Genomic DNA, 13,934 nt, shown 5'->3' on the forward strand with positions numbered 1-13,934 from the left:
CTTTCCTATTGTATATGCAATTTAGTAATGTGAATTTGAATTTATGTAACGTTCATATATGAAGTAATTCTTAAAAAAAGGAAGTGATTTATCATACAAATTCAAGCTGTGAAAATACCAAAGAATATTGAAAGTCATTTGTTTAAGCAACTTAGTAACTTAGTTTCAAATGAGAAGAAAGAACGAATGAAGCGTTTATTAAATTCATGCGACGTTAATAGGACCCTGATAGGGGATTTACTAATCCGATCTCTAATCTGCCAAAAGTATAAAATTAATAATGAAGAAATTAGATTTAAATATAATGAGTATGGAAAACCTTTTGTTGAAAATTTTTCTGACTTTCATTTTAATCTGTCACATTCAGGAGAATGGGTGGTTTGTACTACTGCTAATTTTAATGTGGGTATTGATATAGAAAAGATTTCAGAGATAGAGGCTCTTAAATTAGCAAAAGAATTTTTTTCAGCGGATGAATTTTATGATATATCTAATATGAATTCTGATGAACAAATTAATTGTTTTTTTGATTTATGGACATTAAAAGAAAGCTATATAAAAACGATTGGAAAAGGGCTTTATACCCCATTAAATTCATTCTCTATAAAAAAAGAATCACGAACTTTAATTTCATACAAGAATATACCTAAAAACTTTTACTTTAAACAATATAACATTGATCCAAATTATAAGTTATCTGCTTGTGCAACAAGGGATGAATTTCCGCAAGAGATAATAATTAAAGACATTTATGCAATTTGCCAAAATATATACAAATTTGAAAGTAAGGAGAAAATCAATGCAGAAGACTAAACTTTTTTGCTTTCCACATGCTGGGGGATCTGCGTTTAGTTACGCAAAATGGAAAAATCACTTTAATCCATATATTGAGGTAGTCCCGATAGAGTTAGCTGGTAGAGGATATAGAATTGAAGAAAACTTGTACCAAAGTATGGAAGAGGCAGTAAATGATGTCTACAATAAAATAGTTATGCAGATAGATGATTCGCCCTACATTCTATTCGGGCATAGCATGGGAAGTTTGATCGCCTATGAAGTAGCCAGAAAAATAAAAGATTCTAAAAACGTATCGCCTGAATTTCTTGTTTTGTCCGGTAGAAATCATCCAAATAGTAAAATAAAAAATATCCGACATAATCTTTCTAATGAGCAATTTAAAAGAGAAGTTATTGCAATGGGAGGTACACCATCTGGGGTACTGCAATCAGAAGAATTAATGGAGATTTTTCTCCCTATTCTAAGAGCAGATTTTAAAATCGTTGAGACGTATATTCATGACAAAAATACACAACCATGTGATATTGATTTTCTTATATTTAATGGGGAAAATGATGAATTTACTACATATGATCAAGTAATAAAATGGGAACGATACACAAGTAAAACGTGTACTTTTCATTCTTTTGAAGGTAATCATTTCTTTCTAAATGAAAATATTGAAGAAATAGCAAATAGTATTAAAAGAAAGTTAGATTCTAAAAGATTATCAAATAGTTTTTAGTTTTTTAAGTATACTCATAGCTAACAAAGAAAAATATGAAAGATGAAAAATACAGGCATTGCTGAAATTTTATTGAATATATGCATAGAATCCTAAACGAACTGTTTAAAGGCAGAGACTCTAAGCAAAATGTATATGAATTAACTTTAGTTTAAGTTGGCTTTACCTATAATACCATTTAGAGTCTTTATTATACTTAGTACAAAGTACATAACAGTTAGGGATGCTGTATGTAAAGCTAATGAATATGTGAAGTGAAAAGGCCGACTCTTATAATTATGAGTGGGCCTTTTGGTTTTATGGATATCAAATTAGTGAGCAACATTTCAAAGCGTATCTTGTGATATAACTAAGTAGATTTTTTTAAACAAGGGGATGATGAGATGAATAAATTGAAGGGGAAAATTGCATTAGTAACAGGGGCTAGTAGAGGGATAGGTCGAAGTATTGCCTTACATTTGGCACAGGCTGGTGCGTTAGTCGTTGTTCACTATAGTAAAAGAAAAGAAGAAGCAGAAAGTGTAGTGGATAAAATTAAAAAAGATGGAGGTTCCGCATTTGCGATTCGTGCAGACTTAAGTACTTTTAATGGCATTAATAAATTGTATTCAATGATGGATCAATCTCTTCAAAAATATATAGGTGATACTACATTTGATATCCTTGTAAACAACGCTGGAATTGGGCAGGTGTTAACGATAGAGGAATTTACGTTTGAAATATATGTAATGTTTAGATACCTAAAGGAGTCTACGTTTTTTTAGTAGGGTCTTTCTAGCTAATGATAAGGTACCAGCAAATAAACTATTTTGTCTAATTGACAAATAGAAAGTTTACATAACGTTTTTCTGGTAAATAATTATGAGTCAAATAGTGTGATCAATTAAGTTATTTAGTCCTAAATCATAAGATTTTAATACAAAATACTATAATTTGATTAATAATAGTAGTGAAAAAAATATTAAATATATCTAAGTTTTAAAGCGAATATTAGAAACTGGTGTACCGCATTCTTATTTCAATAGCACATATGCAAGTATTAAAGTCCAGAACTCATCTGGTAGCGTTATGTACAATAAGGAAATTATGGGAAATAGACAACAAAATGCTGAAACCCAAACAGTACCTGTAAAAGAGGGAGATTATATAGAATTTACTCATATAGGAGGAGAAGCAGCAAAGGAAAAAACACGCGCGACTTTAACTAACCTTGAGAATGGAAAACGGGAATATATCGGAAAGAAAAGAACATATGGGGTTACATCTACAGGATTAATAAGACAATAAACGTATAAAAAAGTTGGGGAAATCCCCAACTTTTTTATACGTTTTAGTCAAGAAGATTCCTTCTTCAAGGAATGAGAAGTGAGTAGGTAGAGGTAAATTGGCTTCGAATAAGGTATGGCAGGAAGCTTTATCAATAAGTATGCAAATATTTAAAAAACTAATTTTTATACAAAAAGTGTATACTTACGACAAAAAAATTTACTTTAACCAACAATTTTGTTTTTAGTAAATTTAAGGTGTGTAATTAATATACATTTTTCGAGGAAAACGCAGAATTCTGTCAAATTATCTTCATTTACATGACTGTGAACGTGGTATAAAAATGAAGCATATCCAAAATTATTAAAGGGGCTGAAAAAATGATTAAAAAACTTATTATTGGTTCTATTGTTTTAGGAACAGCAATAGGAGTAAGTAAACCTACATTTGCTTCAACAAATTATTCTCCATCACAGTTTCAAGATAGGGGAGATGCCCAAGTTCAATCAATACCATCGCCATGGCAGTATTTAGGGCAAACCTCTAGGGAACTTCAAATTAAAACTAAGGATCCAAAAGTGCTTGCTTTTGAATTAGCAAAAGAAGCTCCATTTTACGAAGATGAATTAGTGGATGTGTGTTTTGCAATCTTAAGAGAAAATGTAGATGTAGTATATTGGACAAGTAAGGAATGGGCTAGATTTGAAGTAGGAAATTACGAGTTTAAACATGAAATGAAAATTTATAGAGATAAAGAACGTCAGCAATTAATTACTTCAATAGAATCATAAAAAAAGAAGCTATCTTTAGTAAGATATGCATCCAATAATGTAGACAGGAAAAGAGAGCACATAAAACTGTTACGATATTGGAAAGTAAACTAAAAAAACAAGTATAATTACTTGTTTTTTTAGTTACAGTAATTATTTAGAAGGCTTAGCTTGTATATGTTCACATACATTTATTGGATAACCATAATCCTCTCTATACTATGATTGGGATACAAAAGCTAGAAAGGTATCAATCCATTTATTCTTAAATTGAATTAACATTCCTCCGTCATGGTAGGTTTCGTTATATTTTGAAAAAACACTTCACAAACAATATGTATTACTTTATGGGAACATTATTAAATTTGAACGATATTAACAATGCTTTGTTGATAATTAGCTAAAAAAGTATTGTACGATTAAATGTATTGTGTTACATTTGTGTTACAAGGTTGTTACGAAATATTATAATTATTTCTATATCATTTCCTTTTGTTTCCTTAATGTTACGAAAGGTATAGACGTGTTATGTGTATAGGAGTGTGTGTAGTAAAGAGTCTGAGTTGAAAATACGTGCACACTTTAAATTTCCTTTCTGTCTGAATGAAGAAGACTACCAACTAATTAAAGGGTTCAAAGTAACAACTTTAAATAAAATGTGCTTCCTTTCCCACACACAATTTAGTACATATTTAAAGTACAGCCTAGTTGCTACACAGACTCTTGTACATATAAACATTAAGGTGAAATAGAGATAAGGATTTATTACATAATAAGCATTACTTAGCTAAACGTAAAAATATTATCTGTGCATTTTTATGAAATGTTAAAATGTCTAGATGATATTTTTTGAAGATTTCTTGGATATGTTTATGAATAACAATTTCTAATACTTAATGATTCTCTACTACTGCAATATCCAATAATTTATGTAATAGGATTTATAAGGTGTATGTACATTCACTTATATAGGGAAAATGAGGTTTTTCATATGAAGTATAGTTATAAAGTGTTTATATTTATTTGGACAATTATTTTATTGTTTTTTCTACTTTATTATGGTTACAGTGAAATTTCCGAAAACGAGCAAGTGCCAGTCATAACAATCAAACAATAAAAATAAGAAATACTACAAAAGCAAAACATAATAAAAATAGATACCCGAAAATGTTTAAGAACAGGAACAATTACATGCATAAACAACCTTACGATTTCCATGCATACCCCACGTCATTTGGGCAATAGGGGAAAAGTATTATTATTTGGCGTGCGCAATCTTCCATCACTAGTAGAAACGGAAAGTTCCGTATCCCTGCTGAAGGAGGAAGATGTCTACCTGCCAGGGGGCGGATCTATTCAGCATCTAGAAATATTGGAATTAAAAGTGTAGAAAACAAATAGTGAAAAGGGAACATATCTTGTGTTTCCTTTTTTATTCTTGTAGATAAGTCTGGGGAGAAAACGGGGATTTCTGCACGTAACATAGATCTCATCGGTATACTAATTGTGTTTTACGTATAGCTGGGAGTTGGTGTGATGGTATTTGCAATGGATGTGAGATTCCGCCATTCTTTTCATGAAATTGAATCTTTAGACATTCCAAATATATTGTTTCCGAGTCAGTGCAGGAAATTGTATCAAGTGATTGGAATCGGCATTCAAGAAGAATTCCGCAATCCCTATGTCATTATAAAAGAGCAACATGGTTCCGTTACATTCCGATTACCAGAAGAATTATCAACATGGGTGCAGAACAAATTATTACTTGTTAAAGGGGGCCAGTTTGTTTCCATACTGCATTTCAGTTAGCCATGCGAAGTTTTGTGCCATTTTTTGATCTCGGATATAAAAAGAATAGTCTGTCAGGTTAGGTGAGGAGATGCCACCTCTGACTTTCACATCATACGTAGGATGTGGTGTAACTTGAATCAATTCAGATTTATGATTCTGAATAAACATTCTAACCTTTTCAAACTTGCTAATTACGGGCTGTATCTCCATTTTAAACCGATCATAGGGATATGTTTTATTTTTATTGTAATACCTATCCAGTTCAATCAACTCTGACACTGCTGTATCAAATTCACTCTTTACTTCAGAATTTACTTTTTGCAACCATTCTTTTGCATAAGAGCGGAATGAAGATTTATAAAACAAATTCATATCAAAACCAGCTAATGTGAGTGGCTTTCCTTTTTCTTTTTGTTCTTTCATATAGGTAAATAATTGTTCAAGTTCCTCAGTTTTCCATACAGAGTATAAGGATTGTTTCATCGCTTCTGTAGCGGTTGAGTTATCAAAATTTTGCTGAACAGCTGCTGCTTCCCAAAGCCCTATTTCAAATGCAATCACATCATATTCAAGGTGTAACAGCTTGGGAGGAAGTGCTGGAAGACGGGATCCCTAAGAAAGCAAAAAAACTTGGTGTGAAATAATCAGTTATTTGTGATGGTGGATTCTCCTAGGTGGAGGGTTCGCCGTTTTTTATTATATGTTATGTTGTGGTTTTTATATAAAGCATATTGAAAAGATGGATTAAATCTTCTGGAATGATGTCTCCATAATTAATAACTTGTACAATAACCTTTCAATTATCACTAAATCCATTCATATCAACAAGTTGTCCCATATATCCCTTTGTAGCAATATCTTTTAAAGTACGTATAAAAAATGCCCTTTATCTTATCTTTATCTTATCTTTACCTTATCTTTAAATTTTTATATTAAACTTAAAACCTTAAAGTATTGATGTTTGAGTCTAAAAAGGGCGGGAGATAGATGTTCATTACATAGTTTGTAAATAACCAATTACCTTTGAAAAATTAAATTTTTTATACGAGGAGGAATATATGAAGGATACAAGTAAAAAACAAATTATAAAAGTGTTCCTTATTAGTATTTTAGGCTTAGGAATAATACTTGGAATGCTATATTTTAATCATAAAACCAATATTCAAAAAAATAAAGCGCTAGCCACCGAAAAACGTGTATTGCAATATGAATCTACCTTGAAGAAAGAATTAGAAAAATATAATTTAGGAGAGAAAACAGCAGTTTTATTAGGAATTATGTACCAAGAGAGTAGAGGTGAGGGAAACGATCCTATGCAGTCATCCGAATCACTTGGATTAAAGCCAAATGAAATTCAAGAGACAAGCTTGAGCATTGAACAAGGGGTAAAACACTTTGCTAAAATGTACAAATATGGAACGGACAAGGATGTTAGCATGGATACAATTATTCAAAGCTATAATATGGGGCCAGGTTATATTGATTTTGTTGCTAGTCAAGAAGTTAAACAACACTCGGAGGATTCAGCCAAAAAGTTTTCTAAGATGAAAGTTGATCAAAATCCAGCGATGTATACTTGTGGTGGAAATAAAAATAATTTTAGGTATCCATATTGTTATGGTGATTTCAAATATGCCACAAAGGTAAATGAAAAAACAAAACTTATTGAAGAACTTCTTCGAAATGTACATAGCGCTTCTAAATAAGTTGCAGAATGAAATATAATGATACCGTCAGTTAATAATAATAATAATAGCTAAGAAAAAACTACTTCCTTTCTTAATTCACATAATTTTCAAAAATAAATCCTGTGGATGTTAATATTTGTTATATAATATATTTGTCAAAGCATTACCCCTAAAGTTTCTACAGTCAATCTGTAAGATAGTTTGTTTGGTCCTTATATTCGCCTTAAACTAAAAAGAACTTGTAGAGATTCCTACAAGTTTTTTTGTTTTAAGGGTTAAATGTGGATTTCAAATATAGTTGTAATTTTTTGAGGGGGAAAAGTAAATGTTTATAAAAACAGAAAGGTTATTAATACGGAAATTTGAGTTCAAAGATTGGCAAGCTGTTCATGAGTATACATCAGATATCAATGTTATGAAATACATACCTGAAGGGGTTTTTACTGAAGAAAATACAAGAAACTTTGTGAATGAAAACATTGGTGAAAACGCTAAGAACTTTCCTGTAGTATTAATTGATAAAGATATTCTGATTGGTCATATAGTTTTTCATAAATATTTTGGTGAGCATACATATGAGATTGGTTGGGTGTTCAATCCTAAATATTTCAATAAAGGATATGCTTCTGAAGCAGCACAAGCTACATTGGAATATGGCTTTAAGGAAATGAAATTACATAGGATTATAGCTACATGTCAACCACAAAATACCCCATCATATCGAGTAATGGAGAAGATTGGAATGAGAAGAGAAGGCTATTTCAGGAAGTGTATACCACATGGGAATGAATGGTGGGATGAATATTATTACGCTATTTTAGAAGAAGAGTAGTGTTTCAGAATGCATCATTTAAATTGACACTCTTATTCCTAAATAGGCAAGTTGACTATCTTTATTGGGGATTCTTGCTACTAAAGGCGAAGTTTATTTTCAGTATCGCTGACGTGCAAAACTTTGTATAATCTGATCTTATCTCTAAATCACAACTGTTACCCCATCACCATCAAGTTAAAGTTTCATTTTATTTTGCTAACTTGATCGTGATGTGACGTAACCTTAATTATTTAAAAATTTTAAAAAGGCCCCTTAGTCATGTTAAAGGGACCTTGATCACGCAAATGATCTGTAAACCAATTCATTTTATATATATATAGATCATTTGTATAATAATTTTTATAAATAATTGCTAAATAGTGAATTTACATAAATGCTTTTAGTAGTTCTTGAATTAATGGGATTGCTCCACCTATAAATTTTAAAACTGCCATTGCGATTTCCATATTATTCTCTCCTCTTTTTCGTATTAAGATGTAATAAATCTTTATAACCTTATTATAGTAAGCGCTTACAATTATAACAATACATTTTCGTATGCAATATTGCATATTTATACATTAGATCTCTATTATTCATTTTTTAATGGTACTATAGCGAGGTGAGAGTCTTTAAGGGTTCTGCTTAATAGGAGGAAATATGGAAAGAGTGCAAGCGATTTACAGTAATCAAAAATTTAAGAGTTGGGTTAAACAGGTATTAGCTGTAGGAGGAGTAATAGGGTGCTGTTATTTGGTGTTATATGTTTTCTGTTTCTTAGTTATCATGTAAATAGTATACAACTAAACTAGTAGAGTCTTGCCTAGAAAGGTAAGGCTCTTTTATTGTAGTACCTGGAGATGAGCAAACTACATACAATATCTCTCAGGTTTTTCAGATCACTTTGTACGGTTTCTTGTTTAGAACACTAATTCCTAGCATTGAAAACAGAATTCTATGGATAAAAAATATGTTTTTACTAGATACATATTAAAAAGACAAGCATAAATTATATTAGATTTTGACAAAGTCTTTTTGATTTCGAAAAGGATTTAAATCTTACTTATAGATTTGATTCCTTTTTATATAATATAATCCTTATATTGATACGTAAATATAATACAGTAATAATGATTTAAAAGCAAGAATTTTAGTAGCGGTACATTCACACATCCATCAACTTAAGATTTTAAAGTAGCTCTTAAACAAAAAAATTCTTTTTTTAATTAATTAATAGTAAACAAGAAAGATTGGCAAATTAACAACTAAAGAGATTTATTCAGGTAAAATCTATCAAAAGGTCCTTTACAAAATTTATACATAATTCAATTACAAAATAATGTAAAAATTATGCATTTTTGTAAAATAAATTCATTGACACTTGTGTATATAAGTAACTATACTCGTTACATCAAATTGAATGCGTGTTAATACGATTTCATTATTATGACAAACATGTAAATATAAAAATAGAAAATCTCAATTTGATAAATACAATGGTAGAGGTGTTTATTTTAATGAAGCACAAATTAATTGCAACAGGTATCCTTGCAGGAGCTATATTATCCTATTCTTCTAATATTTTAGCAGATACTCATAAATTCCCTGATGTTCCTACATGGGCTGATAAATCCGTTAATTATTTAGTTGATAAACAGGTATTAAATGGTTATCCAGATGGAACTTTTGGTTCAAATGACTCATTAGACAGAGCTTCGGCTACAAAAATTATGACAAAAGTTTTAGGTATACAAATTGATCCTAATGCAAAACCATCTTTTACAGATTCACAAAACCACTGGGCTACTCCTTATATTGCTGCTGCTGAAAAAGCTGGGATTGTTAAAGGTGAAGGTAATGGAATCTTCAATCCATCCGGAAAAGTAACTCGCGCTGCTATGGCTACGATGCTAGTAAATGCATATAAACTACAAAGCACACCAAATCATAATGATCAGGTTAGATTTGAAGATTTAAAAGGGCATTGGGGAGAAAAATATGCCAATATTTTAATAGATTTAAAAATCTCTAATGGTACCGAGAACGGTTGGCAACCAAATAGATTTATAACACGTGCTGAAGCTGCTCAACTTACTGCAAAAACAGATATGTTACAACAAAATTTAAACGATGAAAAAGAGGTTATTACTGCTACCTCATATGAAGATTTAAATTTAACAGTGGCTTCGAAAATTACAGCTCAAGAGATTGATAGTTTTATTGCGAAATATCACTCGGATAGTCCTTTAGTTGGACATGGGCAAGATTTTATCAATGCGCAAAATCAATATGGCGTGAGTGCTCATTATTTAGCAGCGCATGCGATTTTAGAATCTGGATACGGAAAATCAGAAATCGCATATCAAAAACATAATCTATTCGGTCTACGTGCATATGATGGAGATCCGTTTAAATATGCAAAATATTTACCAAGCTACGGGGATAGCATTGCTTATAACGCTAATTATGTACGAGAAAGATATTTAGAAGAAAGTGGTATGTATTATAACGGCCCAACATTAACTGGCATGAATGTGAAATATGCATCAGATAAAGGCTGGGCTAAGAAAATTGCGGGTATTATGGAACGTATTAAACCGTTTCATGTAGAAGACTATACATATGCAAAAAAATTACCAAAGAATCCTGAAACATTAGATGTCGACGCGTTATCGAATGAAATTCCATATAAAATGTATGCAGACGGTTCAAGCTCAAATGTTGTATCATCAGCTGCTTACTACCAGGTACCTTATCCATTTAATTTAAAAATTAAAAGTAGACCAGATGTAGCTGTCGAGGAGAATAAAGTTGGTACAGTAACCCCTGGAACAACCATCTTTATTTATCGTGAAGATCCAAATGGATGGGTAGAATTCTCTTTTGAAGCTAATGGAGAAAAATATTGGACATTAAAAAATAAATTAAGTATGTAATTAAAAAGATCTATTTCATTAGTTTTAATCGTTTAGATTTTAATCTCATATAATTGGGAGACAAGTTTTTTAATTTCTTAAAATAAAATTAAGTATACAAGAAAAGTTAGAGAATTATTTTCTCTAACTTTTCTTCGCTAGTATTTGAAATTAAAAAGATGGTGGAGTTATCCCAAATATAACAGTGACTTTGTTTAAAGAAGTGTTTTCCCATTTATGCTTTGTATAAGGTGGGATTTTAACACTATCACCTGTATTGAGAAGTAAAACCTCATCATTTAGATATAGTTTTGCTTGTCCCTCCATAATAAATGCTATTTCTTCCCCTTTATGTGCCACAGGCTCCATAGATGAAGCAGTTTCAGGGAACAGATTCATTAAAGCCAATTCTAGTGCTCCATCTAAATTAGGAGATAATAACTCATATGAAACATTGCCGCTTTCAGGAAAAGTTATTTTTTTCCTTTGGTTAGCTCTTACAACTAATTCTTCTGTATTGGTATCCTCTAAGAAAAAGTTAAACAATGGAATATTTAGTGCTACAGAAATTAATTTTAGTGTTTGTAATGAAGGATTTGTGATTCCTTTTTCAATCTGACTTAACATGGAAGGTGTTATATCAGCTAACTCTGCTAAACGTTTACTGGTTAATCCGGCCCCTTTTCTAAATGCCCTAATTTTGTGACCAACATTAATATCGTTCATATATGTAATCCCCTTTAAATAAGTAAATAAAATTAAATTATTATTAATTTTATTTACTTATACTTAATATATTGTTAATATATACTTAATTATAATAAATTATTATTAATTTTAAAACATCATATGTACATATGGCAGCAGCTGCGAAAAAATGGGAAAAAGATTTAATTAGAAACAAAGGGGTTACTATTTTTAAATATACAGCGGGCTATAGTAAAGCAGTAGAAGAAGGAAGAATACAAGTTAATAAGAATCAAATGTGCTATTTGATTGACGATGAAAAATCAAAGCATTTATTTTAAGGTTATGCAGTAGCTGATACTCGTCTGAATAATTGATATACAAATAAAAGTTGGTGAATGGCATCCTCTATTTGTATATCTACCATGTGGAATAGGATTTGGTGGAGTTTCATTCAGTTTAAAAATTATGGTATGTGATCATGTACATGTAATTTTTGCTGGGCCTACCCATTCTCCGTATATGCTATTAGGTATGATGACCGGATTATATGATGGGATTTCCATACAAGATTTTTAATGAAAAGGAATCTAATAAGTAAAGGACAACTTAAGAGTAGACTTCAATGCTGTATTGTAAAATTTTTAAGGAAGTGAAAATAGTATGAAATCAGCTTTAAATAGTATTATGATCTCTTCGATTCTTGCAGTAGGAGGGATCATTGCGCTTTTGTTTAATTTAATGGGGGATCAAGATTGGATCTGGAATTGGGTAGGGCTATTACTGGCATATCTATCTTTGGGCATTTTAATCGGTTTATATAATAAAACTGTGGATCACAAAACATTTCCTAAAATACTAAAAAGAACTTTGTTTATTTCCTTTAATGCTACTATATTAGGGATAATAATAGGGGTAACATACCAACTATTAGGAAAGTGGAATCTTACTATAATGATGTATTATTGGTTGATAATTTTATTACTACATTTAATTACTATAATAACATTAGTCATCCTAGTATTTGAAAACCGTAATAGTAAAAATTATAGCTTACTATATAGTTTTATTATAATTTTAAACATTGTCCTTACCTTAGGACCAGTATTATTTCCAGTAGTTCTGACTATTATAGGAAATGCCATGAACGCTAGTGCAGGGCACTAATTTTCACCTATACAGATTATTATTAAGATAGAAAGAAGATTATAATATGAAAATTAAGCTTAAGAAAAAGAGAATTATAAGTGTATTGTTGGCTATTACTTTAGTAGCAATAGGGTATTACGTGTTTCAATCTATTACGAATCCTAAGCTGGTAAATGCGGAAGAGGCAAATAGTGTTCAGCAAGTGAGCAGTCTACCTAAAAATGAATTAAAAAAATTGATACCTAATCGTTTTGATGGTAAAGAAAGAAAAGTTGCATATTTAACTTTTGATGATGGACCTGGAAAATATACAGCTAATCTATTAGATGTACTAAAGAAAAATGATGTGAAAGCAACATTCTTTTTAATTGGCGATAATGTGAAAAGGTTCCCAGATTTAGTGAAACGAGAGCATGTAGAAAACAATTATGTGGGCATGCATAGTATGACACATGATTTTAAAAAGCTATACACCAATCAGGAATATGTGAAGGAAATGAAAGAAGATCAATCTTTAATTAGAAACGTTATTGGATACACACCGAAATTAACACGTCCACCATATGGATCAATGCCTGGCTTAAATGAATCACTTCGAAATGAAGTGGTAGGAAATAATTTGAAAGTATGGGATTGGACAATTGATTCTTTAGATTGGAAATACAATAAATTACCCGTTGATGTAGCAGCTGCAAAGATTGTTCAAAATGTCTTAGCAGGTGCGACGTCTTCAAAGGAAATTGTTTTAATGCACGATATTCATCCACAATCTGTCGCGGCAGTTCCAGCAATTATAAAAGGGTTAAAAGAAAAAGGGTACGAATTTGAAGCTTATGATGAGAACAATCATTTTCCAATAAACTTTTGGCATGATAATCGTATATAAAGAGATATATTAGTTAAAAGAAAATCAGAATGGAATAAGCAATTCATATAGGGTTTAAATATTTGTAAGAGCGTGTTTAGATAGATGAAAACACGCTCTTTTTACTGAACTATTTTATTGTAGATTTAAGTATAGGCTTTCTAATTTTAGAAAAATTTATATGATTTTTTCATTCATTTCTACATAAGCGTTGGATATTTCGTATGTTTGGCCAGAATGAAAAGAGTTTATTAAACCATTCATTATTCACGTTCTTCTTCATATATTTGTACCACAATTATTTTTTTGTTGTTAAAACTAGTTTTTAAGAAGCATATGTTTTAGCAACTGCAGAAATTCTGTATCACTTTTATCATTTTTTATATAATCCTGTTCGTAGTTAAAAATCATTCGTACTAACATAAAAGCTGTAAGCGGTAATGGTACCTTATGCAAAGCTCCTTGCT

General features: G+C 30.7%; 13 protein-coding genes and 4 pseudogenes. 12 read left to right on the forward strand and 5 right to left on the reverse strand.

Going from position 1 to position 13,934, the window contains the following annotated elements; all coding sequences use genetic code 11:
• Window positions 1-108 precede the first annotated feature (108 nt).
• The 5 genes and pseudogenes from D1166_RS25725 to D1166_RS25745 all read left to right on the forward strand — a co-directional run bounded on the left by D1166_RS25725 (window position 109) and on the right by D1166_RS25745 (window position 3,579).
• The gene (locus D1166_RS25725) at window positions 109-813 is read left to right on the forward strand and encodes a 4'-phosphopantetheinyl transferase family protein (protein WP_000701216.1); all 705 of its coding nucleotides are present in this window, start codon (window positions 109-111) and stop codon (window positions 811-813) included.
• Window positions 800-1,522 (forward strand): thioesterase II family protein, encoded by a 723-nt coding sequence (locus D1166_RS25730; RefSeq protein ID WP_001172937.1) that lies wholly within the window; start codon window positions 800-802, stop codon window positions 1,520-1,522. The genes D1166_RS25725 and D1166_RS25730 overlap by 14 nt, the downstream gene beginning before the upstream one ends.
• Window positions 1,523-1,905: 383 nt before the next feature.
• A pseudogene (locus tag D1166_RS25735) lies at window positions 1,906-2,247 on the forward strand (SDR family NAD(P)-dependent oxidoreductase); the annotation flags it as partial.
• A gap of 253 nt (window positions 2,248-2,500) precedes the next feature.
• Window positions 2,501-2,809 (forward strand): annotated as a pseudogene (locus D1166_RS25740) (putative mucin/carbohydrate-binding domain-containing protein); the annotation flags it as partial.
• A 359-nt stretch (window positions 2,810-3,168) separates the two neighbouring features.
• On the forward strand, window positions 3,169-3,579 hold the full coding sequence (locus D1166_RS25745; protein ID WP_086392422.1) for a hypothetical protein: 411 nt from the start codon (window positions 3,169-3,171) through the stop codon (window positions 3,577-3,579).
• Between the two features lie 198 nt (window positions 3,580-3,777).
• Here D1166_RS25745 and D1166_RS25750 read toward each other — a convergent pair.
• A pseudogene (locus D1166_RS25750) lies at window positions 3,778-3,864 on the reverse strand (DUF2278 family protein); the annotation flags it as partial.
• Between the two features lie 1,230 nt (window positions 3,865-5,094).
• Between D1166_RS25750 and D1166_RS25755 the strand changes: the two are divergent.
• Window positions 5,095-5,367: a hypothetical protein gene (locus D1166_RS25755; RefSeq protein WP_002164541.1), complete on the forward strand. Its 273-nt coding sequence runs from the start codon at window positions 5,095-5,097 to the stop codon at window positions 5,365-5,367.
• Here D1166_RS25755 and D1166_RS25760 read toward each other — a convergent pair.
• A complete protein-coding gene (locus D1166_RS25760) occupies window positions 5,320-5,910 on the reverse strand; it encodes an erythromycin esterase family protein (RefSeq protein WP_097861626.1) in 591 nt (196 codons plus the stop codon). The genes D1166_RS25755 and D1166_RS25760 overlap by 48 nt on opposite strands.
• Before the next feature lie 497 nt (window positions 5,911-6,407).
• On the opposite strand from D1166_RS25760, the gene D1166_RS25765 reads away from it, so the two are divergent.
• Window positions 6,408-7,055: a lysozyme family protein gene (locus tag D1166_RS25765; protein ID WP_097856332.1), complete on the forward strand. Its 648-nt coding sequence runs from the start codon at window positions 6,408-6,410 to the stop codon at window positions 7,053-7,055.
• 307 nt (window positions 7,056-7,362) lie between these two features.
• A complete protein-coding gene (locus D1166_RS25770) occupies window positions 7,363-7,869 on the forward strand; it encodes a GNAT family N-acetyltransferase (RefSeq protein WP_000470144.1) in 507 nt (168 codons plus the stop codon).
• Window positions 7,870-8,237: 368 nt separating this feature from the next.
• On the opposite strand, the gene D1166_RS25775 is transcribed toward D1166_RS25770, so the two are convergent.
• Window positions 8,238-8,423, reverse strand: coding sequence for a hypothetical protein (locus tag D1166_RS25775; protein WP_001987408.1), 186 nt, complete (start codon window positions 8,421-8,423; stop codon window positions 8,238-8,240).
• Between the two features lie 945 nt (window positions 8,424-9,368).
• Here D1166_RS25775 and D1166_RS25780 point away from each other — a divergent pair.
• Complete coding sequence (locus D1166_RS25780; protein WP_016090209.1) at window positions 9,369-10,787, forward strand: S-layer homology domain-containing protein; 1,419 nt, start codon at window positions 9,369-9,371, stop codon at window positions 10,785-10,787.
• Window positions 10,788-10,937: 150 nt separating this feature from the next.
• On the opposite strand, the gene D1166_RS25785 is transcribed toward D1166_RS25780, so the two are convergent.
• Complete coding sequence (locus D1166_RS25785; protein WP_097861627.1) at window positions 10,938-11,492, reverse strand: helix-turn-helix domain-containing protein; 555 nt, start codon at window positions 11,490-11,492, stop codon at window positions 10,938-10,940.
• 131 nt (window positions 11,493-11,623) lie between these two features.
• Here D1166_RS25785 and D1166_RS25790 point away from each other — a divergent pair, with 131 nt between their 5' ends.
• The 3 genes from D1166_RS25790 (at window position 11,624) to D1166_RS25800 (ending at window position 13,488) form a co-directional block, all read left to right on the forward strand.
• Window positions 11,624-11,794: a hypothetical protein gene (locus D1166_RS25790; RefSeq protein ID WP_002063312.1), complete on the forward strand. Its 171-nt coding sequence runs from the start codon at window positions 11,624-11,626 to the stop codon at window positions 11,792-11,794.
• 322 nt (window positions 11,795-12,116) lie between these two features.
• A complete protein-coding gene (locus tag D1166_RS25795) occupies window positions 12,117-12,620 on the forward strand; it encodes a DUF3902 family protein (protein ID WP_000833545.1) in 504 nt (167 codons plus the stop codon).
• A gap of 46 nt (window positions 12,621-12,666) precedes the next feature.
• On the forward strand, window positions 12,667-13,488 hold the full coding sequence (locus tag D1166_RS25800) for a peptidoglycan-N-acetylglucosamine deacetylase (protein ID WP_000694605.1): 822 nt from the start codon (window positions 12,667-12,669) through the stop codon (window positions 13,486-13,488).
• Window positions 13,489-13,785: 297 nt separating this feature from the next.
• Here the strand turns inward: D1166_RS25800 and D1166_RS25805 are convergent.
• A pseudogene (locus D1166_RS25805) lies at window positions 13,786-13,934 on the reverse strand (TetR/AcrR family transcriptional regulator); the annotation flags it as partial.

Source organism: Bacillus sp. ISO11 (genome assembly GCF_003458115.1).
GTDB classification, from domain to species: domain Bacteria; phylum Bacillota; class Bacilli; order Bacillales; family Bacillaceae_G; genus Bacillus_A; species Bacillus_A cereus.

Coding starts and splice junctions, on each gene's coding strand:
- D1166_RS25800 (WP_000694605.1), top strand. CDS start 12,667: ATGAAAATTAAGCTTAAGAAAAAGAGAATTATAAGTGTATTGTTGGCT.
- D1166_RS25795 (WP_000833545.1), top strand. CDS start 12,117: ATGAAATCAGCTTTAAATAGTATTATGATCTCTTCGATTCTTGCAGTA.
- D1166_RS25775 (WP_001987408.1), bottom strand. CDS start 8,423: ATGCAATATTGCATACGAAAATGTATTGTTATAATTGTAAGCGCTTAC.
- D1166_RS25765 (WP_097856332.1), top strand. CDS start 6,408: ATGAAGGATACAAGTAAAAAACAAATTATAAAAGTGTTCCTTATTAGT.
- D1166_RS25790 (WP_002063312.1), top strand. CDS start 11,624: ATGGCAGCAGCTGCGAAAAAATGGGAAAAAGATTTAATTAGAAACAAA.
- D1166_RS25785 (WP_097861627.1), bottom strand. CDS start 11,492: ATGAACGATATTAATGTTGGTCACAAAATTAGGGCATTTAGAAAAGGG.
- D1166_RS25730 (WP_001172937.1), top strand. CDS start 800: ATGCAGAAGACTAAACTTTTTTGCTTTCCACATGCTGGGGGATCTGCG.
- D1166_RS25745 (WP_086392422.1), top strand. CDS start 3,169: ATGATTAAAAAACTTATTATTGGTTCTATTGTTTTAGGAACAGCAATA.
- D1166_RS25780 (WP_016090209.1), top strand. CDS start 9,369: ATGAAGCACAAATTAATTGCAACAGGTATCCTTGCAGGAGCTATATTA.
- D1166_RS25755 (WP_002164541.1), top strand. CDS start 5,095: ATGGTATTTGCAATGGATGTGAGATTCCGCCATTCTTTTCATGAAATT.
- D1166_RS25770 (WP_000470144.1), top strand. CDS start 7,363: ATGTTTATAAAAACAGAAAGGTTATTAATACGGAAATTTGAGTTCAAA.